This window comes from Streptomyces sp. NBC_01433 (assembly GCF_026340105.1).
Taxonomy (GTDB): Bacteria; Actinomycetota; Actinomycetes; order Streptomycetales; family Streptomycetaceae; genus Streptomyces.
In genome coordinates this window covers 281,154-302,303 of record NZ_JAPEPM010000003.1, presented here as the reverse complement: position 1 = coordinate 302,303, position 21,150 = coordinate 281,154, and the positions used below count along the sequence as shown (strand labels likewise).

Below are 21,150 nucleotides of genomic sequence, written 5' to 3'. Positions count from 1 at the left end.
TTCCGGGACCCGCACTCCCGAAGCGGCCGCAATGTGGCGAGTGGTTCAACGTGCTGCTCCTCTCTCGAATCACGGTGTGGTGCCCTTCCGTGTTCCGGTCGCTGCGATACCCGCAGTGCACCGGTCGTTCGCCTCCGCCTCGCCGCACGGTCCGGCCGAACGGGTCACGCGCCGGTCGGCACGCCCGCGTTCGTGAGGATGTCGCGTGCCGGCAGCGCGGTGCTCCGGGCAGCCGTCAGACCGGAGGCCGCCAGGTGGGCGTCCACGATGCGCAGGCCGCCCGCGTACCCGGCGAAGTCAGGCAGTCCGACGGGCTGCTGTCCCATGCTCCGTGCGGTGGCATCGCCGTACACGTACGCGGGCAGGTTCTGCATCCCGGCCACATCGATCCCGGCCGAGAGCTTCTCGTGGACGTCGTCCAGTTCCGCACCGGACAGCGCCGTCGCCCAGGGCCCCATGGCCTGCTCGCCCGCCAGTTCCCGGACGAACGCCTCGGCCAGCCCTTCGGCCACGACCTGCTCGCCGACCGTGACCGTCAACGGGTTCCAGACGACATTGGCGTAACGCACGTTGTGGTGGAGCTCGTGTGCGGCGGCGTAGCCGATCTTCGCCAGACTGGTCTCGGTGGGCCACATCGTCAGCTGGATCGCCCCCGGGATACCGCCCATGCCGAAGTAACCTGCGTTGCGGACCCTCAGGAGGTCGTCGTCGGGGTCGCCGAGCACCAGGACGACGTGCACGGTCTCGGCGGTCCTGATTCCGGGCACCTCACCGCTCAGTCGCTCCCACGCCGCGGTGAGGCAGTTCTCGATCTGGTTCCAGACCTCCGCGTCCCGCATCTGACTCAGGGCTGTCAGATAGCGCGGGTCCTCACGATCGATCCGGAAGCCACTGCCCATCCGATGCATCTGGACCATGTCCAGATCACCCACCGCGGACATGGCGCTCTGCAGCTGACTGAGCAATTCCCGCAGGGCGTCGGGCCGCTCCTCCAACGGTCGATGCAGCAGATCGAACATGGCGGACGCTGTGTCATGAACAACAATCTTCATGGCCTGGGACCGTAGGGCCTCCTGTTACAGGAGGGTCAAGCCGCGGCGCGGGACGAAGCGTCGAAGCTCAGTCACCCGTTGCCCCGTCGGTGCGCTCCCGTAGGAGGTCGGCGTGGCCGTTGTGGCGGGCGTACTCCTGGATCATCAGCACGTACACCCAGCGCAGGCTGAGGGAAACCCCGCGGGAGGACATGAAGGTCTCGTCGAGGTCGTGCCCGGCCACCGCCGCGTCGCATGCCGCGACCTCGGTCCGCAACAGTGCGAAGTCTCTCTTCGCATCGGCCTCGTGAACTCCGTCGAGTCCCTCATCGCCATCCGACGGGCCGGTGAAGACATCGCCGACAGCCTCACCTGCGAAGCTTCGCCGGAACCACCATCGCTCCACCTCCGCCATGTGCCGGACCAAGCCGAGGAGGGTGAGGTTCGATGGCTCTACGGCCGTCCGCGCCAACTGGGCCGGCTCAAGCCCGGCACACTTGGCCAGCAACGTTTCCCGGTGCCAGCTCAGCCAACCCTCCAGCATCTGACGCTCGGTTACGGTACCCAGATCGCCCAACTGTTCGCTGCGCTCGACCGGCGGTGCTGTCCATGTCATGGATCCACCCTGCACCGCCGCTCAGGAGGGTTCAAGCAGGCTTGACGGCAGCGCGGCAAGGCCGGATCCGGCGTTCTTCGACCGCTGCGCGGTCGGCGCGGTGGCGGGCGTCGGTTGCGACGCGGCTGAGGTGTCTTGGCTGCGGCGGCACGGAGGTGTCGAAGAACCTGGTCTCCGGTCCCGTCCGGCGTACAGATCCCAGTGGTCCAGAGCGATCGCGTCCGGGGAGCGGTAGGGAAATCCGGTATCGGTGAGGGTGGCCGAGGTGGAGCGCCCGTGGGACGGATCCGGATAGCGGCGCACTCACCCGCGGTTCTCGTGGCGGCCGACCGTGTTGGACAGCCGGGAGAGGGTACTGGCGGTGAACCGGGCCGCCTCGCTCATCCACAGCGTGCACTCCGGCGCCATCGGACAGCACCACGTAGTCGACGTGGCCCATGTTCGCATCGCGCTCCATCCGGGCCTTCAGGGCAGACGGCAGCAGGGGCAGCACATGGGCGAACGCGTACCACTGCTGCTGCTCGTCCGAGCCGAGCCAGCGCGGCGCGGCGCGGCGCCTGAGGAGCTTCCCGAGGTTCTTCCATGCCCCCACGTCAACTTCACACATGAAGTGAAGCAAGCGAAGGATCACTTTGAGCATGAGGTCATCCCAGGGCGTGACGTCGGAGTTCGTCGTTAGGATGCGGGGTGTCCTGCGAGTAGATGATCTCTCGGTGCCGCCGTGGCCATGGCCGGAGCAGGAGTGTGTGCGATGAGGACGTCGACGAGGCCCTGGAAGCCCGGGTTCGCGGAAGTGGCCCTGGTGTCGGTTCTGCTGACGACGGTGGGGTGCGCCGGCGGGAGCGGAACCGAGCCGGGCGGCGGGATGGCGCCGAAGGCCAGGACCTATCTCGCCTCCGCCCTGGACGTGATGGAGAAACACTCCCTGGTCACAGCGGACGTGGACTGGCCGAAGGTCCGCCGGGACGCCTTCACGCGCGCGGGGAGTGCGCGGACGCCTGCCGAGACGTACGCGCCGATCCGGCAGGCGCTGCGGGACCTGGGCGACCGGCACAGCACCTTCTTCGACCCGGAAGAAGCCTCCCAAGCCCTCAACGCACCGGCTGACGACCTGATGCTCCCCGAAGGGCGCCGACTGCCCGGCGGTATCGGCTATCTGATGCTGCCCCCGGTCCCGTCCGACAGTGTGGCCGCGCCGTACGTCCGCTCGGCACGCTCCACCGTGGGCAGGATGGACGGCCAAGGGGCCTGTGGCTGGGTTGTCGACCTGCGGCACAACAGCGGCGGGGACATGTGGGGGCCGCTCGCCTCCGTGGGGCCGATACTCGGGGACGGCATAGTTGGCGCAGCTGTCCACGCGGACGGCGAGAAGACCCCGTGGACGATCGAGAACGGCACCCCCCGTCAGCACACGGACGACTGGGGCCCGGCCGAACCTCTCGCCCGGCCGGCGCCGCCGGTGGCTGTCCTGACCAGCCGCAGGACCGCGAGCGCCGCAGAGGCCGTGGCCATCGCGTTCCGGGGGCGCCCCGACACCCGTACGTTCGGAAAGGCGACGGCCGGTGTCCCCACCGCGAACGCGCCCCATCGTCTGTCCGACGGCGCGTTGGTCATCCTGACCGTGGCACGCGAAGCCGACCGGACCGGGCACCTGTACAACGGGCCCATCACACCCGACGTGGAGGTCCCGGAAACACGCGGAGACGACCAGGCCCTCGAAGCCGCCACGGACTGGCTGAAGACCCAAAAGGCCTGCCGGACGCCCTGACCTCCCGACCACGCAACCCACGAGACCATTGCCCGACAAGCCCTGACCGACGCCTGCGATCGGGTCTCGCCGACCCGGGCGGCGGTCTCGGTCCCGCGGACTGCAACTCGCCGCGCGTCGCACGTACATCGCTGGAGGTTGGCGCAGGGTGATGCGGTCCCAGGCCGAGCACACACGCGATGACCACCGGCCACCGGCGGCCGGTGCTTTGACCGGTGATGACGTAGGCCGCCCACACCCGACACCGGCACTCAACACACCCTGAAGCACAGTCGGTTCAGGGCGGCCCCTTGCCGGTCCGGTGAAGGGTCGTCCTGTTACGTCCCCACCATGTGCTCATCAAGGCGCCATCATGCGGGGCCGGAACAGTGACGCGCATGAACACGAGCATGCGTGTGAACACAGCCCCGAACCCGAACCTGAGACGAGGGGTACTTTCCATACTCCTGGCCCTGTCCGCCTCGGCCGCCCTGGCCGCCTCGGCCGCCCTGTCCGCACCCGGCACAGCCGCCGCCGCCCAGGAACCGGCCGACGCCACCGCCCCTGTCCCGCGCATCAGTTGGGGCCCCTGCCCCAAGTCCGAGCCGCCCTACCCCGATCCCAGCCCGAAGGCACAGTGCGCGACGGTCAAGGTGCCACTCGACTGGTCGAAGCCGACGGGCCCGAAGATCGGCATCTTCGTCGCCCGCTACCGCGCCACCGACCCCGCGCGGCGGATCGGTGTCCTGATGTCGAATCCGGGCGGCCCCGGGGCGCCCGGAGCCGATGACGCGCTGTACGCGGACGACCCCATCGGGGGCTACTCCCCGGCCATGCTCCAGCGCTTCGACATGATCGGCTTCGACCCGCGCGGTATCGGCCGCAGCCAGGGCGCCCGTTGCGACGAGAAGGTCGACGGCCCGGTCCCGGCCCGCCCCCGCGACGCGGCCGGGTTCGAGCGGCTGCGCGCCCTGAACGGCCGACTGGCGGACAGCTGCCTCAAGCGGACGGGCCCGCTCGCCGCCCACATGGACGGCGAGAGCGTGGCCCGCGACATGGACGCGATCCGCGCCGCCCTCGGCGAACGCCGGATCAGCTTCCTCGGCCACTCCTACGGCACGTTCCTCGGCGAGCGTTACGCACGCCTGTTCCCGGGGAACCTGCGCGCGCTGGCCCTCGACAGCGCGATGGACCCCGACCGGCCGGACGCCGAGCGCTACCTCACCGACGGCAGTGTCACTCTCAACAGCACCCTGAAGAAGCTGGCGGCCTGGTGCACGAAGGACGCGGCCTGCGCGCTGAAGGGCCAAGACCTCACGGCCGTCACCGACCAGCTGTTCGCCCGCGCCGACGCGGGCACGCTCCGCGAGCCGGGCCCGGAGGGACCGACACGGACAAAGGTCGACGCCGATCGGCTGTCCGACTTCCTCACCGGCGAACTCCGCGGATGGAACCCGGAGGGGACGGCGCGGCAGCTGGCCGCCCTGCACACCGGAAGGGGCGAGATCCGCTGGACCAGCGGCGGCGCCGACCTCGCCGCGCAGCTGGTGCTGTGCCGGGACTACGACTTCCGGATCCGCGACCACGCCCAGTACCGGGCCATCCGCGAGCGGGTCGCGAAGGCCGCCCCGCACGTCCGTCACAACACCCAGGCCCTGGACCTCGTCCTCGGCTGCCAGGGCTGGACCATGCCTCCGAAGCCCCGGCCCGCCCAGGCGGATGGCGAACTCCCGCCCGTGCTCGTGGTCAATGCCAGTCATGATCTGGCGACCCCGCCGGCGGGTGCGCACCGCATGACGAACGCCTTCCCGAAGGCGTCCCTGTTCACGATGGACATCGTGGGCCACTGGCTCTACCGCAGGGGCGCCCCGGAGGAAGCGATGCGGGTGATCGACACCTACCTGACCAGCCTCAAGGGATGAGCCGAGAAGGCCGGAAGCTGCGGCGCACCGGATACGCCGTACGCCTCCTCTACCCGCCTTCTGCTGCCGCACCTACCGGTCACCGGCGTCGTGCACCCGTGCACCAGTTCCTTGCGGTCACACGCGTCCAAGTCTCCGTGCATGGCGGTCATTTCGGCGGCATCGGGCGTGGGGAGGTCTCCGCCCCGGAAGGCGGGGCGGAGACCTGCACCGGTCACTGGCGTCAGGTCCAGACGACCGGCGACACCCACGACTCATTTCTAACACATTGATGTTTATTTGAACAGTGCAATGTGAGAATGTGGATTCGGGCAGGACGGACGAGCGGGCCGTCAGGTCGCACGCGACGTGGCGCCTTCCCGTGAGATCCGGCCAAGGTGGTGGCGAGTCCTCCTCCGGAGTGGCGAGAGTGGCTCCGTACCCACAGGGCTACGGAAGGCGGGGAACCGTGCCGCGTGACACCTTCGATGAGGCCGCGGAGCTGTACGACCGGGCCCGCCCTGGCTATCCGGCCGCACTGGTCGGGGAGTTGGTCTCGCGATCCGGGCTGTCCTCGACCGGCAGGGTGCTCGAAGTGGGAACCGGAACCGGTCAGTTGACCGTGCCGTTGGCCGGATTGGGCTGCTGGATCACAGCTGTTGAGCTGGTCCCCGCGCTCGCGGCCGTGGCTCGGCGCAACCTTCGGCCGTTCCCTCGTGCTCACGTGGACGTTTGCGCCTTCGAGCGGTGGGACCTGCCGCAGGATCCGTTCGATCTGGTGGTGAGCGCGACGGCCTTCCACTGGATCGATCCAGTCGTGCGCGTGGCCAAGGCGGCTGCCGCGCTGCGCCCGGACGGAATGCTCGCCCTCGTCACCACCCATCATGTGGCGGGAGGCAGCGGCGACCTCTTCGCGCAGGCCCAGCGTTGCTACGAACGCCGGGACCCTGCCACGTCGGCCGGCCTGCTTGTCGGACGGGGCCGCGGTAACTTCGATACGCGCGAGGCGGGCCGTTCCTCCGAGTTCGGTCCGGTCGAGGTGCACCGGTACGCGCAGGAGATCACCTACTCCACGTCTGCCTACCTCGATCTGCCGCTGACCTATTCCGGGCATCGCGCCCTGGAGGCATCCGCTCGCGAGGGTTTGCTGAGCTGCATCGGGGACTTGACCGACCGTCGCCATGGAGGCAGTGTCACCAAGCGTTATCTGCATGAGCTGATCACGGCGAGGCGCACGGCGTGACGAGCCGTCTCGAACTCGCTCCCCTGCCGCCCCGGATGTCGCAGACAGGCACGTGGCGAGAACGGGGTACGGCCGAACGGAGCAGTGGGCGGGCCCGTCGCAGGAATGAACCGGAGAGCGACGTTTCCGGGACAGTTTCGCCCTGATGCCCGCAAGCGGGCCGACCGAAAGCGGCCCGGATGTACGGACGGAAGACCCGCACATCCCGGGCCGGGCATGACTCGATCAGGTGATCTTGACGTGTTGTAGCGGGTCGCTGCTTGCGGAGCCGTGTCCCGACTGCCCGGTGCTCGGTTGTGCGGGGCGGCCGTGTCTCCGCGCGGCCGCTCGTGCCCGTCCGCCCCGCAAGGAGACAACGTGGTGCCCGTCTCTCCTCCGAGCCTCATCGGCTCCGAGTCGTTCGCCATCCCCCGAGTGCGCCTGCCCTTCGGCACACCAGGTGAGCGGCCTGACAGTGAGGCGCTGCGGGCGCACGCCATCCGGTGGGGAGAGGACTTCGGGCTGATCGGCCCACGGGGCGGGGCGCGGCTGGCCGAGACGTCGCTGCTGGGGCTGGGGGTGGCGCTGACCGGGGCGGCTCCCCGGGCCGGAGCGACCGTACTGATGGACTGGTTCCTGTGGGCGGTGGTCCTCGACGACCGCGTCGATGACGGCCCGTGGGCGGAGGACGGCGCCCTCGACCGGTTCTCCGCCGCGGTGGACGCGATCACCCGCGGGCAGGAGGGCCAGGCCGGCGTTCACGACCCGATGCTGACCGTGCTCACCGACGACCTGTGGCCGCGCACGGGCCGCCTGGCCGACGGGGCGTGGCTGGAGCGGCTTCGCGGGCATCTCCTGCACCATCTCGACGCCCAGCGTGATCTGGTGCGGATGCGGGAGACTGCGGCCGACATCGGGTCCGACGAGTACGTACGCATCCGTCGGCACACGTTCGGTGCGCCGCTGTTCTTCGACTTGATCGAAGCCGCCGACGGCGTGGTGCTGCCGGCCGACCCGTGCGGGCAGGGCTGCTGGCCAGTACTGCGGGACCGGGCGGCCGACGTCGTGTCGTGGACGAACGACATCCATTCCGTGGCGAAGGACGTCGTCCTCGGCGAGCGGTTCAACCTGGTGACGGTCCTCGCGCGGGAACGGAGCCTGGCTCCGCAGGCGGCGGTGGACGCCGCACACGAGATGCTCGCGACGGCGGTGAGCGACTTCACCGCCGTCAAGCGGCGCCACCTCGGGCACGAGGACCTCCTGGAGGCCGACCGTCCGGACGTGGCGCGGGCGGCCGACCGGTTGGAGCAGGTGATGACGGCCTGCGTGGACTGGCACCGCACCACCTCCCGCTACCACCTCCGGTCCGGCAACCCCGCGCAGGACGGTCACGGGTCCGTACACACCGGGGAGGCGACGCCGACGCTGAAGTCCCGGCAGTTCGAGAGGGACCCGTATCCGCTGTACGAACAGCTGCGCACCGACTTCCCCATCGCCTATGACGAGCCGACCGACACCTGGCTGCTGAGCCGCCACGCCGATGTCCGCGCCGCTTTGACGGACCAGCGGTTCACCAACGCCAACTACACCTGGCAGATCACCCCGCTCCTGGGCCACAGCATCGTGTCCATGGACGGCCGCGAGCACACCGCGCACCGGGCCCTGCTCACCCCGGAGTTCCGCAGCCGGGCCCTGGCCGTCATGCATGACTCCATCACCGAGGTCGCCACCTCGCTGGTCGAGCGACTCCGCGGCCATGACACCGCCGACCTCATCACCGAATTCACCACTCCCCTGCCCGTCCAGGTGATCGCCCGCCTCCTCGGCCTGCCCACCGACACCCCCGAGCAGGTCGCCCGGCTGCGCAACTGGACCAAGGTCGGTTTCTCCTATCTCGGCAACTATCGCCAGGACCCCGGCCTGCTCACCTACGGGCTGGCCAGCCGGGACGATTTCTACGCCTATCTCCAGCCCTACCTGGACGCCCGCCGCGCTCGGCCGGGCAACGATCTCATCTCGGTGATGTTCGACTCCGTCGTCGACGGGCAGCCCTTGTCCGAGGAGTACATCCGCGGCTGCTGCGCCATCCTGCTGACCGCGGGCAGCGAAACCAGCAACGCGGGGCTGGCCAACCTCATCGTCAACGTCCTCGACGAGCCGGGCGTCCGGGACGCCGTCCGCCGCGACCCCGCACTCGTCGATCGTGCGCTCACCGAGACCCTGCGCCGGGACGCGCCCATGCAACTGGTGCTGCGCCAGACGTCCGAGGCGGTGGCGCTGCCTTCCGGCAGCGTTCCGGCCGGAGCGACGGTCGCCTGTCTGATCGGGGCGGCCAACCGCGACCCGGAACGCTTCCGACTGCCCGACGAGTTCGACCTCCACCGCACCGACAGCGTCGACCGCGAGTACAGTGCGGCCTCCTCCCACGTCGCGTTCGGCGCCGGCCGCCACTTCTGCCTCGGCTCCCACCTGGTCCGTGCCGAACTGACCACCGGCCTGCGCATCCTGCTCGACGCTTTCCCCGACCTGCGGTGGGCGCCCGGATTCACCCCCGAACCGGCCGGCTTCGTCAAACGCTGCCCCCCGCGCCTGGACGTGGCCCTGTGACCACACGCGTCGAGGCCGCCTCCGACCGGCCCGCCGTGCCCACCGGGTACGGCAGCAGCTACGTGGCCCATCACACTCCGGGCGAACGGTCGCGCCTGGGAACGCTCGAAGCGGCGTTCGACCCCGCCACCATCCAGGCCCTCACCGGCCTGTCCCTGCCCGAGACCGCGGTCTGCCTGGAACTGGGGGCCGGTGCCGGATCCATCGCGGCCTGGCTGGCCACCCATCGCCCCCGTGGTCACATCGTCGCCACCGACACCGACATCCGTTTCCTCCGCTTCCAGCCCGGTGCGCCTGTGCGGGTCCTGCGGCACGACATCGTCACCGAGGACTTCCCGGCCGCCTCCTTCGACCTCGTCCACGCCCGCGCCCTGCTGTGCCACTTACCGGACCACGACCGGATTCTCGAACGCGCGGCACACTGGGTCCGTCCCGGTGGCTGGCTCGTCGTCGAGGACCTCACCGTGCAGCCCGTCGACGCCTCACCCCACCCGATCCTCCGCAAGATCACCCGGGCGGGCGAAGTCCTCTTCCGTACGACCGTCGGCACCGATCTGCGGTGGGCCCAGACCCTCCCACAGCGACTGCGCGGCATCGGCCTCCATGATGTCCAGGCCCGGACCACGCCCGGAACGATCGGTGACGGCGGTGCCACCGACGCCTTCTGGACGGCCACCTTCGAGCAGTCCCTTCCCGCGCACCTCGCCGCCGGCACTCTCCGGCACGAGGACATCGAGGCCATGCGCGCTCTGCACCGCACTCCCGGCTTCACCGACACCGCCGTGGCCATGGTGAGCGCCTGGGGCAGACGGAAATGACCCGTCTCCCTGTGCATCGGGAGAAGGAGCCTGCCTCGGGCTTGACGCCATCCGGCCGCGGCTCGAATCTGCTCGACAGGACCTATCTCTCGTACAACGGCCGCGACCAGCCGGTCATCACCTTGGCCATGGACTATCGCGGAACTCCGCCCACCCTGGATCTGCTCGTAGGGCGCGTGAAGGAGCGTGCGGCGCACATTCCTCGTCTCCACACCGGCACCGCCGCCCTCGGAAGCAACGTCTTCGGCACCGACGTGAGCGATATCGACAAAGAGACGGGCCGCGTCTCCCGCAGCCCGTTCGATCTCGTCGGCGGACTGCCGCTCTGGGACGTCCGGCTCCTCGCGGGAGATCCCGGGAGCGCGTTCTTCCGGGTCTGTTTCAGGGTCCACCACGGCTTCCTGGACGGAGTGGGCGCGACCCACGCGGCAACGGCCCTGCTGCCGGACGAGCCCGGCGAGGGCGCCCGGCCGCATCCCCCGGAAAGCCCCGGCGTCCGTGGCATGGCTCGCGTTCTCAAGGACATGGCCTCCTCCTTGGTGCACCGGTCCGCATGGTCACCCCCGCACTCCACCGCTCCCCACCACACGGACGGGCGCTCCGTATACCGGGACGTGCCCGTCGCGGTCCTGCGGGCCTACGCCGACACCTACGGCGTGAGCGTCAACGATGTGAGCCTGGCCGCTCTCGGCCTGGCGTTCGGCGATTGGCAGCGCGACCGCGTTCCCGCGGAATCCCGGCGCGACATCGTGGCAAGCGTGGCGGTGTCGACCAGAACCCCGGAGGAACGGCACCACGCGGGAAACCGCCTCGGGGTGTACCGCCTGACGTTCCCCCACCGGATCGAATCGTTCGCGGAAGCCGTCTCCCTTGTGTGCCGGCAGACGGCGCGAGTCCGGGACACCCGGCAACGCGATGCCCTGCGGAAGGCACTGGGTGTCCCGGTCCCGCCGAAGCTCGGTGTGCGGGCCTTCAGTTCCATGCTGAACCCGCAGGCGACCCCGTTCGTGATCAGCAGCGTTTCCCTGCCGGAGAACCACACCTTGTTCGGCGCCGAACTGCGTGCGGCCTCGATGACGCTGAACGTGTTCGAGAACTTCCCGGCCTACATCTCCTTCACGCGAACCCCTGAGAACGTCCGCTGCGCCGCAGTCTCCGACCCGAGCCGGAACTCCGTCCTCGCCGTGCCGGACCACTGGGCGAACTGCCTCGCGTGAAGGCGCACGGCGGCCGGGTCCACCTCGTTCCGGGAGGTAGCCACGCCTGGTGACGGTACAGCGGCTGCGGAAGCTCGAAAATCGCCGATCGACCCATTTGAGGCGTGCGCTGAGACACGTTCCCGGATTGCTGGAACGTAGGTTGGACGCTGAACAGTTCACGCATCACGCATCACGCATCGGTTGAAAGACGGACGGTACCCATGACTGACCACGCCAGAACGCCCGGACCGGCGGTGCATCAGAAGATCGACACGTCGGTGCCGCACTCGGCCAGGATCTGGAACTACTGGCTGGGCGGGAAGGACCACTACCCCGTCGACGAGGCGGCCGGCGACGCGTACAGCGCCGTCTTCCCCGGCATCGTCACCATCGCCCGCAGCAGTCGCGCCTTCCTGCGCCGCAACATCACGTATCTGGTCAACGAGGCGGGCATCAGGCAGTTCCTTGACGTCGGGACCGGCCTGCCGACCGAGGACAACACCCATGAGGTCGCCCAGCGACTCGCTCCCGAGAGCAGGATCGTCTACGTCGACCACGACCCGATGGTCCTCGCGCACGCCCGCGCCCTGCTCACCTCCACCCCCGAGGGGGCGACCGCCTACGTCGACGCCGAACTGTCCGACCCGGATCGCATCCTGGCAGCCGCCGCGAAAACGCTGGACCTCACCCGCCCCACCGCCCTGATCCTCAGCAACATCCTGGGCCACGTCGCCGACTACGACCAGGCACGCACCACCGTCACCCGCCTCATGAACGGACTGCCGCCCGGCAGTTACCTTTCCATCAATGACGGTTCACGCGGCACCGACGCCGACTACGAGCAGGCCCAGGACGCCTACAACGAGACGGGCGCCGTCCCGTACTTCCTGCGTCCCGTCGACGAGATCGCGGCGTACTTCGACGGTCTGGAGCTCCTGGACCCCGGGGTCGTCTCGGTTCCCTTCTGGCGCCCGGAACTCACCTCCACCGCCCCGGAACCCATCGGCGAGCACGGCGGCCTCGCCCGCAAGCCCTGACGCCCCGAACGTCCGGAGGGCCCGGGGGGGGGAATTGCCGCAACGCTGGGCGATCCTGAGCCGGCGGCCTACGGCGTCTCCGTGGTGACGCGGGCGCCCCGGTGACCGGCAGGGAACTGGTTTCAGGTCACCGGGGTTTCCCGCACCTCACCCTGGCCGATCGGAGGATTCCTCCCTGTGGTCGTTGCGGACCGCAGGCCGGGGGCGGCGGACGTCCGAGGTCAATGGTCAGCGGCCCCTGGCGCACAGGGCCGCGTCCACGGCCCCCTGGAGGTGACGCAGATTCTCGCCCTCGGCCGCCCAGGTCGTGGTGTAGACCGTCACGGTGCCACGGTTGTCCGTGGCCCGGCCGCCGCCCACCGAGTCGCCGGGCAGATCGCCGCCATGGCCCCAGTAGACGCCGCCGCAGCTGAGCGGGATCGAGGCGACGCCGTAGCCGTAGCGGCTGCCCGCCGGGTAGACGTCACGGTCGCCGACGGCGGTGGTGTCGTGGGTCATCAGGCGCAGCGCCCAACCGGGCAGGAGCCGCCCGCCGAACAGGCCGTCCCAGAAGGCGTTGAGGTCCTTGGGCGTCGAGACAAGGCCGCCGGATGCGCCGAACTCGTACCCGGGAAGCTCGGTCACGTCCACCCGGCCGTCCTCCGGACGCGCCGGGTGGACACCGTAGTTACGGGCATGCGGCCCGCGCAGGGTCAGCTCGCCGGGAGCGGGCCAGTACGTGTCGTCCAGGTGCAGCGGGCGCAGAATCGTGCGCTCGATGTACGTACGGAAGTCGACGCCCGACGCCCTGTCGATCACCATGCCGAGCACCAGGTAGTTGGTGTTGGAGTAGCCCCAGTCGGCGCCGGGCTCGAAGACGGGTTTCTCCTTGAGCGCGAGGGCCAGATAGTCCTCCGTCGTGCCGGGCCGGGTCCAGTCGACCAGCGCGGAGTACTCCGGCAGCCCGCTGGTCTGCTTGAGCAACTGACTTACGGTGATGGCGCGTTCGGAGAGCTGCGGGACGTAGGTGCCCGCGCGGTCGTCGAGTCGGATCCGCCCGTCCGCCACCAGGTTCATCACGGCGGCCGCGGTGAACGCCTTGGTGTTGCTGGCCAGCCGGAAGCGGCCCTGCGCGTCGGCCATCGGACGGCCCGAGACCACGTCCGAGACACCGGCGGTACGCGTCGCCCTGCCGTCGTACGCGAGAGCGCCCGGCACCCCGCCCCGGTCGACCAGCAGGTCCAACTGCCGCTGCACCGGGTTGGGTTGGTGGGCCACTGCCGCGGGCGCGAACGCCCCGGTCAGCGTTGCGGCGAGCAGGGCTGCGACAGCCGGACGCTTGCGATGCATAGAAGTTTCCCCCTGGTCGTGGCCCGCCCCGCGCGGGCCGATCGGTCGCTCGCCGACGACTCTGGCAGGCTTCCGGCTCAAGATCCGTACGCCTGGCCCCCCGAATCAGAGGTGTTGCCACACCCCCTTGACACGGCGCGGAACGCCTCGCCCGGCACCGCGGGGCTCCGGATCACCGGTGCACGGGCCGTGCGAATCCGTTCGTTCGCGGGTGGCGCCGGCAGGGGCGGGTTTCACCGTTCCCTGGAAGACAGCCAGGTGAGGGCTGCTGTGGTCATCGCTTCGATGCCGGTGCTCAGCGTGGGTTCGATGAGCGGGGCGAAGTGCGGGGAGTGGTTGGACGGGATGTCCCGGGCCGTTGTTCCGGCGGCGGCGGCCTTCCGGTAGGTGTCGGGGTCGGTGCCGCCGAAGAACCAGTAGCAGACCGGTGCGCCCGACGCGGTGCCGAAGAACCCACAGTCCTCGCTGCCGGTCACGGGTCCCGGGTCGAAGACCCGCTGTGCGCCGAAGTGGCCGCGGAAGGCCGTGACGGTGCGCCGGACGGCCGCCTCGTCGTTCACGAGAACGGGGAAGGTGGCGATCGGATCGATGTCGGGCGAGCGGGTGGCACCGGATGCCTCGGCCTCGGCCCGCACGATCCGTTTCACCGCTTCCAGTACTCGGGCCCGTACCTCATCGGTGTAGGTACGGATGTTGAGTTTGAGCTCGGCGGTGTCCGGGATGACGTTGTCCTTCGTGCCGGCGTTGAGCGCGCCGACGGTGACGACGGCGGTGTCGCCGCCGGCGATCTCGCGCGAGACGACGGTCTGCAGGCGCATCACGGTGGAGGCGGCCATGACGACGGGGTCGATGGCGGCCTCGGGGCGTGACCCGTGCGCGCCCTTCCCGTACATCGTGACAGCGAGCGCGTCGGCGGCGGCGAGCGCGGGACCGGGGTGGCAGCCGACCGTACCGGCCGGAAACGGGCCGACGTGCTGGCCCAGGACGACATCCGGTGTACCGAACCGGTCGAAGAGGCCGTCGTCGACCATGGCCTGGGCTCCGCTGCCGATCTCCTCGGCGGGTTGGAACACGGCCGTGATGGTTCCGGACCAGTGGGCCCGGCCGCCGGCCAGCAGGTCGAGTGCGCCCAGGAGGCAGGTGACGTGCATGTCGTGGCCGCAGGCGTGCATGACGCCGTCCACCGTGCTGGCGTAGGGCAGGCCGGTCTGTTCGGTGACGGGCAGCGCGTCGAAGTCGGCGCGCAGCAGGACGTGGGGGCCGTCGCCGTTCGTGAGAACACCGACCACGCCGGTGCGGCCGATGCCGGTGGTGACCCGCAGACCGAGCTTCCGCAGGCGCTCGGCGACGATCCCGGCCGTGCGTGTCTCGGCGAAGGACAGCTCCGGATGCTTGTGCAGGTCCCGGTAGAGGTCCGCGAGTCCGTCCCGCACGTCCGGCAATAGCGTCGGCGGAGGAGAAGCGGCCGTCGCGTCGGAGGCACTGTCAGGGGCGCTGTCGGTGTCGCTCATGTGTTCATGGTCGGGGGACCACGCGGGCTCGGCCTGTGGGCTGGGCCATTCGTGGGCCGGGCATCAGGACTGCGGCGACGAGGGCCCCGGCGAACGTGTGGACGGGCGTGGCATCCCCCGCGGCCGGGCGTGGAAACGTCGCGCACGGCGTGCGACACCCCCGAGCCGCGTGGCTCGGGTTCTACTGGTCGTCACGGGGGCTGTGGTCCGCGCTTTTGGGCGGGGTGGCGGGACCGTCATCAGGTTCGACCGTCAGTCCGAGCAGGCGCAGCTCTCGGGTGGACTTTCCGGCGATCTTGCGACCGAGCAAGGGGCGCCCGTCGTCGTGGCGGTAGACGCCCGCGGGTTCGGCGGCCAGTGGTTCCTCCCAGCCTCGGTACAGCGCCGTGAGCCGCACGGTGAAGCCGACCAGGAACGCGAGCGGGGCGCTCGCGGCGCGGGGCAGTCCGAGCTGGTCAAGGGCGATCCACACCGCACCGGTCAGCGTGGCGATGGCGACGAACCACTCGCCGCGGACGAACTGTTTGGGCGGGACACCGCAGGAGACGTCGATGAGGAAGCGTCCCGCGGTGGGGCCCACGACGGCGAGCGCGAGGCAGCCCAGAACCGGTAGGCCGACGTCCACCCCGGTCTGTGCGCCGACGATGGCGTACCAGGGCAGAGCAAAGGAGGTGACCAGCTGGAAGAGCCCCTCCCGGAAGAGCTGCCCTTTGCCGTAGGCCAGGTGGTGGCCGATGACTCCGGCGATGAGGCACAGCACGATGTACGAGGAATTGGTGAGTGCGGCCGGGACACGGCCCACCAGGACGTCGCGGCTGACACCTCCGCCGATGCCGCCGAGCAGGGCCATCAGCAGGATGCCGACCACGGTGAAGTTCTTGTAGTGGTCGGGACGGCGGGCGAGCAGCGCGCCGTTGAGGGCGTTGGTGGTCGCCGCGACCAGGTTGATGAACGTGCCGCCTCCGGTGAACTCGAAGGATCCGAAGCCGACGGTCATGGCCAGCTCTCTCGTGCTCACGGGGTTCCTTCCGTGGAGTGCTGCGGGAGCGTCCGGTGTACCGGCCGGTCAGGGCGCGGGCGCGCAGGGTCGTTCCCGAGCGTGTGGTGAGCCCGCACCGCGGCCTTGGGCAGGTCCAGGAGGGCCGGACCGCGGCCGTCGCCGGTCAGCGCGGTCCACGCCGCCCGGCCCGCATGCCCGCGCTGCGGCGCGGGTGCGCTCTGCGCGGATGCGGCTGTCCCGGCCGTGGCTCGGGGCAGCCGCGTCGTGCGCGTGGTGGTGGTCAGGGCGTGACGATGGCGAAGTCGGGGTCGGGGGTGTCGAACAGGCCCGCGAGAGTGGCGAAGACCTGTGGGTCGCCCTGGACCTTCACGCCGTCGAGGCCCGCGCCCCCGAGGACGCCGAGCAGTTGCCGCTTCGTCAGGGTCAGCGTCAGGTCGGCGGCTGGCGCCGAACCGTGCGCGTCGGCAGTGCCGTCGGTGCTGCGGTACGTCAGTGCCCCGTTCGACAGCAGCAGGTGCCAGGTGCGGCCCTCGTCGGTGACGTTCCAGGCCATCGTGAGCTTCTTGGTCCATGCGCGCGGCCCGTCGATGCGGATGGCGAGTGAGTCGATGAGCATGTCGACGGTCAGTGCCATCGCCATCTCGGGGTTGGTCATCTCCAAGGAGGTGTGCGCGACCGAGCCACGCAGTTCCTGTGTGCCCATCAGGTAGAAGTTGCGCCAGGTGCCGTTCTCCGAGCCGTGACCGAGCTTCTCGTACACCGAAGCCAGTGCCTCCTTGGCCGCCGTGTCGCCGGGGGCGGCGAAGACCGCGTGGCCGAGCAGCGTGGCGGCGAAGCGCAGGTCTCCCGAGGCTGCGTACTCCTGCCCCTTGGCGACCAGGGCGGCGACGCCGCCGTAGTCGGCGGCGAAACGGGTGGCCAGCTCGGTCGGCGGGTGCTCCCACAGGTGCGCGGGGTTGCCGTCGAACCAACCCATGTAGCGCTGGTAGATGGCCTTGACGTTATGGCTGAGCGAACCGTAGTAGCCGCGGTTCGCCCACCGGCCCGCGATGGCGGGCGGCAGTTCGATCCGCTCGGCGATCTCGCTGCCGGTCAGTCCTTGATTGGTCATGCGCAGGGTCTGATCGTGCATGTAGGCCCACATGTCGCGCTGGCCGGCCAGGTGGTCGACGATGCGGTCCTTGCCCCAGGTCGGCCAGTGGTGGGAGGCGAACGCGACCTCGGCCCGGTCGCCGTACAGCGCGATGGTCTCGTTCAGGTAGTGGGCCCAGATGCGGGTGTCGCGGACCACCGCACCGCGCAGGGTCAGGATGTTGTGCATGTTGTGTGTCGCGTTCTCCGCCATGCACAGCGCGCGCCGGTCGGGGAAGTAGAAGTTCATCTCCGACGGTGCTTCGGTATCCGGCGTCATCTGGAAGATGATCCGTACCCCGTCGACGGTCTCCTCCTGGCCGGTGCGGGTGATGTCGAGCGTCGGCGGGATGAGGGTGATGGTGCCCTTGGAGGTCGTCATGCCCAGGCCCGCACTGATCTGACCGGCGGGCCCCTTGTCCAGTTCGGCGCCGTACATGTACACCGCGCGGCGGGTCATCGCGCCACCCGCGTACACGTTCTCCGCGACGGCGTGCTCCAGGAACCCGGCCGGGGCGATCACCGGCACCGGGGCGTGACCGTGCGGCAGGACGCCGAGCGAGCCGCCGAAGTGGTCGCCGTGCGAGTGCGTGTAGATGAGTCCGGTGACCTGGCGGTCTCCTCGGTGCTCGCGATACAGGGCGAGCGCCGCCGCCGCGGTCTCGGCGGAGATCAGCGGGTCGATGACGATGACCCCGGTATCGCCCTCGACGAGCGTCATGTTCGACAGGTCGAGATTCCGGACCTGGTAGATCCCCTCGGTCACCTCGAACAGACCCTGTTTGTTGCACAGCTGGCTCTGCCGCCACAGGCTCGGGTGCGCCGTGTCCGGGCATTCCTCGTCCAGGAACGCGTACGCGTCGCCGTCCCAGATCACCCGGCCGTCGTCCGTCCGGACGACCGCCGGTGCCAGGGCGGCGATGAATCCCCGCTCGGCGTCTTCGAAGTCGGACCTGTCTGCGTAGTCGAGATCAGTCATATGCGATAAGTAACCCATATAACATCAAATTACTCATTTTCATATGGTGCGTCTCACCGCGCGGCACTCCCCCGGGCTCCCCGGTGGTGCTCTCCGGCCAGCGGTCGCCTCCTTCCGCGAAACAGTCCTCGCGGCGCGAGGCGCCACCCGAGCAGGCGGCGGCCCGACCGCCGAAGCCGCACCGTCCGTGCATCACCGTTGATCCAGTCATGACCCGTACGCCACACTCGGTGATTGGCGCCGCTCACGGGAGGGCGGCGGCCGGACAACGGGACCGCTGTCCCGTATCACTGGAGGTACCAGAAATGACACCTCGGAACACCGAGTTCGAACTCGGGGGAATCAACCATCTGGCTTTGGTCTGTGCGGATATGCGCAGGACCGTGGATTTCTACTCGGGCATTCTCGGTATGCCGCTCATCAAGACGATCGAGCTCCCTGGGGGAACCGGCCAGCACTTCTTCTTCGACTGCGGGGGCGGTGACTGCGTGGCCTTCTTCTGGTTCGCGGACGCCCCCGATGGCGTGCCCGGAATCTCCGCCCCCGTATCCCTCCCCGGCCAGGGGGAGTTCCTCAGTGCCGTCGGCTCGATGAACCACGTCGCCTTCCATGTGCCGCCGGAGCGGTTCGACGAGTACCGCACCCGCCTGATCGCCAAGGGGGTGGAGGTCAGCCCGGTCATGAACCACGACGACAGCCCGACGACAGTGGCCGCCCGTCTGCAGGAAGGGGTGTACGTACGGTCCATGTACTTCCAGGACCCCGACGGGATCCTGTTGGAATTCGCCTGCTGGATCAAGCAGCCGGCCGGTGAGCCGCACAACACCACCGACGAGCCCAGAACAGCGGCCGACCGCACTCCACGCACGCCGGTCCCGGCCTGAGGATTCGTACGGCACCGCACCCCTCCCCCACCGCACCGCGACGCGGGGAGCGGTGCGGCGGGGGTCCCGCCACCACATGACGGCCGGGGGGGACCCCTACCCTGGCGGTACGGCGCGCCGGGCAGACTGTGCGGATGGACAACTATCGCCCGGTGGACCGGGATCCCGCTCCCGAACGGTACGGACGCCTCCGCGTGCAGACGGCTGTCGCGGGCCCGGCCGACTGGCTCACCGAGCGCGCTCCGGGGTACGGGGACTTCGGAACGGTGGCAGGCGTCGCCGCACCCGGATTCGCCGCCTACGCACGGGTGTTGCATCCGGCCTCCCTGGGCGAGCTGCCGGTGCGGTGGGCGGCGGTGGCCGCCGCCCACGGCCGCGAGGTGGTGCCGGGCACGGACTGGCACGATGTGATCGGGATGGACCGCGACTACCACAACGCCTCGGAGTACGGTTTGCCCGGCGTCTGGGACGAACATCCGGCGGAGGGACCGACCCCGCCCGCTGTCGCCCGGATCCTCATCCCCGTCCTGGCCCGGCACACCCGGACCGCCGAGCGCTGCTGGTTCGGCCTGTGGAGCGGCTACGGACGGTGGGACTTCGACCGGGTACCCACCTTCGAGACCCCCGGCCGCGACGAGGTGCTGCTCGCCGGGACGCTCGCCGAAGCCGTCACACCGGTGTCCCTGGACGAGTTCGCCGAGCTGCCCGACCTATGGTGGCCGCAGGGCCGTGCCTGGTGCCTGGGCGGTGACGTGGACCTGGTGAGCACGTACGTCGGCGGCTCCAGCGACCTGATCGCCGACATCCTGGCAGACCCTGACCTTGAGGCGCACCCGGTGGCGCCCGGCGACGGGGTCAGCTGAGCCCTCCCCCGGGCTGCCGGGGACACCGGGCACAGCCCCCTCCGCTCCCACGCCGCCCGCGGAGGCCACGCTGCCCACCTCGCCCGCGCAGGCCACGGCCAACCGGTGTCCCGCCCCCAGGCGGACGTCAGCCGGCCAGGCAGGTGCGTACCGCCGCGATCAGGCGGTCCGCGCGGGCGTCGCCGTGACCGATCATGCGGTTGGCGACGTACGCGAAACCCACGCCGAACTCGTCGTCGCCGAAGGCGAACTGGCCACCGGCTCCGTCGTTGCCGAAACCGCGCTCCCCCAGCATCGGCCGGAACGCCGACGAGTCGAGGAGGAAGCCCGAGCCCCAGCGAGCCCCGGCGTCGAAGCCCAGCCAGCCCTCGCCGGACGACACCTCCCGGACCGCGTCCGTCACGGTGTCCGGTGCGAGCAGCCGCTCCCGGCCCTCGATTCCGGTCACGGCAGCGGCGTAGAGCCCGGCCAGGCCGCTCGCCGACGCGGTGGCACCCGCTCCCGGCAGTTCCATTCCGAGCAACGCCGGGTCGTTCCAGCCGTGCGGCTCGTCGAGGCCGGGGAAGATCAGGGCCCCGTTCATCGTCACGATGCGGGTGAGCAGGTGTTCGGGCCCCGGCATGCCCGGCCGCCCCTCGGCCTCGACGAGCCGCGCACGGCCGTCCGTCTCCTCGGCGGGCAGGCCGATCCAGGCCCGTAGCCCCAGCGGATCGCCCACGGCGCGGCGGAAGTACGCGCCCGGGGTGAGACCGGTGATGCGCCGGATGACCTCACCGATGAGGAAGCCGAAGACATGGCCGTGGTATTCGTACGCCGTGTCCGGCTCCCACAGCGGCTTCTGCTCCTCGACGGCCCGGATCACCGGTGTCCAGGCGGCGATCTCCTCGAAGGTGAGCGTTCGGTCGAGGGCGGGAAGGCCCGCCCGATGTCCGAGGACCGTGCGGCAGGTGATGAGCTCCTTGCCGTGCCGCGCGAACTCGGGCCAGTACCGGCTCACCGGGGCGTCCAGGTCGAGATGTCCCTCCTGGGCGAGGAGGTGGGCGCACAGGCTCACGATGCCTTTGGCGCAGGAGAAGACCGGTACGGCGGTGTCCTGGTCCCACAACCGGCCGGTCCGCCGGTCCGCGACGCCGCCCCACAGCTCCGCGACCTTGCGGCCGTCGACGAACACGGTGACGGCTGCGCCGAGTTCGGGGAAGTCGGCGAAGTTCCGCGCGAACGTGTCGGCGATGACTCCGTAGTGCTCGTCGGCCCATCCCCCGTATTGCTCCACTG

At 70.0% G+C, this 21,150-nt stretch carries 16 protein-coding genes; 9 read left to right on the top strand and 7 right to left on the bottom strand.

What is annotated here, in order from left to right:
• Positions 1 to 164: 164 nt before the first annotated feature.
• Complete coding sequence (locus OG413_RS38130) at positions 165 to 1,052, bottom strand: DUF2268 domain-containing protein (protein ID WP_266813743.1); 888 nt, start codon at positions 1,050 to 1,052, stop codon at positions 165 to 167.
• A gap of 67 nt (positions 1,053 to 1,119) precedes the next feature.
• Positions 1,120 to 1,647, bottom strand: coding sequence for a DinB family protein (locus tag OG413_RS38125; protein WP_266813741.1), 528 nt, complete (start codon positions 1,645 to 1,647; stop codon positions 1,120 to 1,122).
• A gap of 751 nt (positions 1,648 to 2,398) precedes the next feature.
• Between OG413_RS38125 and OG413_RS38120 the strand changes: the two genes are divergently transcribed.
• The 7 genes from OG413_RS38120 to OG413_RS38090 all read left to right on the top strand — a co-directional run bounded on the left by OG413_RS38120 (position 2,399) and on the right by OG413_RS38090 (position 12,178).
• Entirely contained in the window at positions 2,399 to 3,415 is a 1,017-nt protein-coding gene (locus tag OG413_RS38120; protein WP_323137999.1) for a S41 family peptidase, read from the top strand.
• 377 nt (positions 3,416 to 3,792) lie between these two features.
• The gene (locus OG413_RS38115; protein ID WP_266813740.1) at positions 3,793 to 5,316 is read left to right on the top strand and encodes an alpha/beta hydrolase; all 1,524 of its coding nucleotides are present in this window, start codon (positions 3,793 to 3,795) and stop codon (positions 5,314 to 5,316) included.
• Between the two features lie 448 nt (positions 5,317 to 5,764).
• Positions 5,765 to 6,538: a class I SAM-dependent methyltransferase gene (locus OG413_RS38110; RefSeq protein ID WP_266813738.1), complete on the top strand. Its 774-nt coding sequence runs from the start codon at positions 5,765 to 5,767 to the stop codon at positions 6,536 to 6,538.
• A 360-nt stretch (positions 6,539 to 6,898) separates the two neighbouring features.
• A complete protein-coding gene (locus OG413_RS38105; protein ID WP_266813736.1) occupies positions 6,899 to 9,124 on the top strand; it encodes a cytochrome P450 in 2,226 nt (741 codons plus the stop codon).
• Positions 9,121 to 9,942 (top strand): trans-aconitate 2-methyltransferase, encoded by an 822-nt coding sequence (locus OG413_RS38100; protein WP_266813734.1) that lies wholly within the window; start codon positions 9,121 to 9,123, stop codon positions 9,940 to 9,942. Before OG413_RS38105 ends, OG413_RS38100 begins: the two co-directional genes overlap by 4 nt.
• A 41-nt stretch (positions 9,943 to 9,983) precedes the next feature.
• Positions 9,984 to 11,159: a wax ester/triacylglycerol synthase domain-containing protein gene (locus OG413_RS38095; RefSeq protein ID WP_266813733.1), complete on the top strand. Its 1,176-nt coding sequence runs from the start codon at positions 9,984 to 9,986 to the stop codon at positions 11,157 to 11,159.
• Positions 11,160 to 11,362: 203 nt separating this feature from the next.
• Positions 11,363 to 12,178 (top strand): SAM-dependent methyltransferase, encoded by an 816-nt coding sequence (locus OG413_RS38090; RefSeq protein ID WP_266813731.1) that lies wholly within the window; start codon positions 11,363 to 11,365, stop codon positions 12,176 to 12,178.
• A 228-nt stretch (positions 12,179 to 12,406) separates the two neighbouring features.
• Here OG413_RS38090 and OG413_RS38085 read toward each other — a convergent pair whose 3' ends face one another.
• From OG413_RS38085 to OG413_RS38070, 4 genes are all read right to left on the bottom strand, one after another.
• The gene (locus OG413_RS38085) at positions 12,407 to 13,507 is read right to left on the bottom strand and encodes a serine hydrolase (RefSeq protein WP_266813729.1); all 1,101 of its coding nucleotides are present in this window, start codon (positions 13,505 to 13,507) and stop codon (positions 12,407 to 12,409) included.
• Between the two features lie 233 nt (positions 13,508 to 13,740).
• A complete protein-coding gene (locus OG413_RS38080) occupies positions 13,741 to 15,018 on the bottom strand; it encodes an amidohydrolase (protein WP_266813727.1) in 1,278 nt (425 codons plus the stop codon).
• A gap of 181 nt (positions 15,019 to 15,199) precedes the next feature.
• Positions 15,200 to 16,036 (bottom strand): trimeric intracellular cation channel family protein, encoded by an 837-nt coding sequence (locus tag OG413_RS38075; RefSeq protein WP_266813725.1) that lies wholly within the window; start codon positions 16,034 to 16,036, stop codon positions 15,200 to 15,202.
• Between the two features lie 262 nt (positions 16,037 to 16,298).
• Complete coding sequence (locus OG413_RS38070) at positions 16,299 to 18,128, bottom strand: alkyl/aryl-sulfatase (RefSeq protein ID WP_266813723.1); 1,830 nt, start codon at positions 18,126 to 18,128, stop codon at positions 16,299 to 16,301.
• A 305-nt stretch (positions 18,129 to 18,433) separates the two neighbouring features.
• Here OG413_RS38070 and OG413_RS38065 point away from each other — a divergent pair, with 305 nt between their 5' ends.
• Positions 18,434 to 19,012, top strand: a complete 579-nt coding sequence (locus OG413_RS38065; protein ID WP_266813721.1) for a VOC family protein — start codon at positions 18,434 to 18,436, stop codon at positions 19,010 to 19,012.
• A 134-nt stretch (positions 19,013 to 19,146) separates the two neighbouring features.
• Positions 19,147 to 19,875 (top strand): hypothetical protein, encoded by a 729-nt coding sequence (locus OG413_RS38060; RefSeq protein ID WP_266813719.1) that lies wholly within the window; start codon positions 19,147 to 19,149, stop codon positions 19,873 to 19,875.
• 127 nt (positions 19,876 to 20,002) lie between these two features.
• Here the strand turns inward: OG413_RS38060 and OG413_RS38055 are convergent, their stop codons facing one another.
• The gene (locus OG413_RS38055; RefSeq protein WP_266813717.1) at positions 20,003 to 21,148 is read right to left on the bottom strand and encodes a serine hydrolase; all 1,146 of its coding nucleotides are present in this window, start codon (positions 21,146 to 21,148) and stop codon (positions 20,003 to 20,005) included.
• Positions 21,149 to 21,150 lie beyond the last annotated feature (2 nt).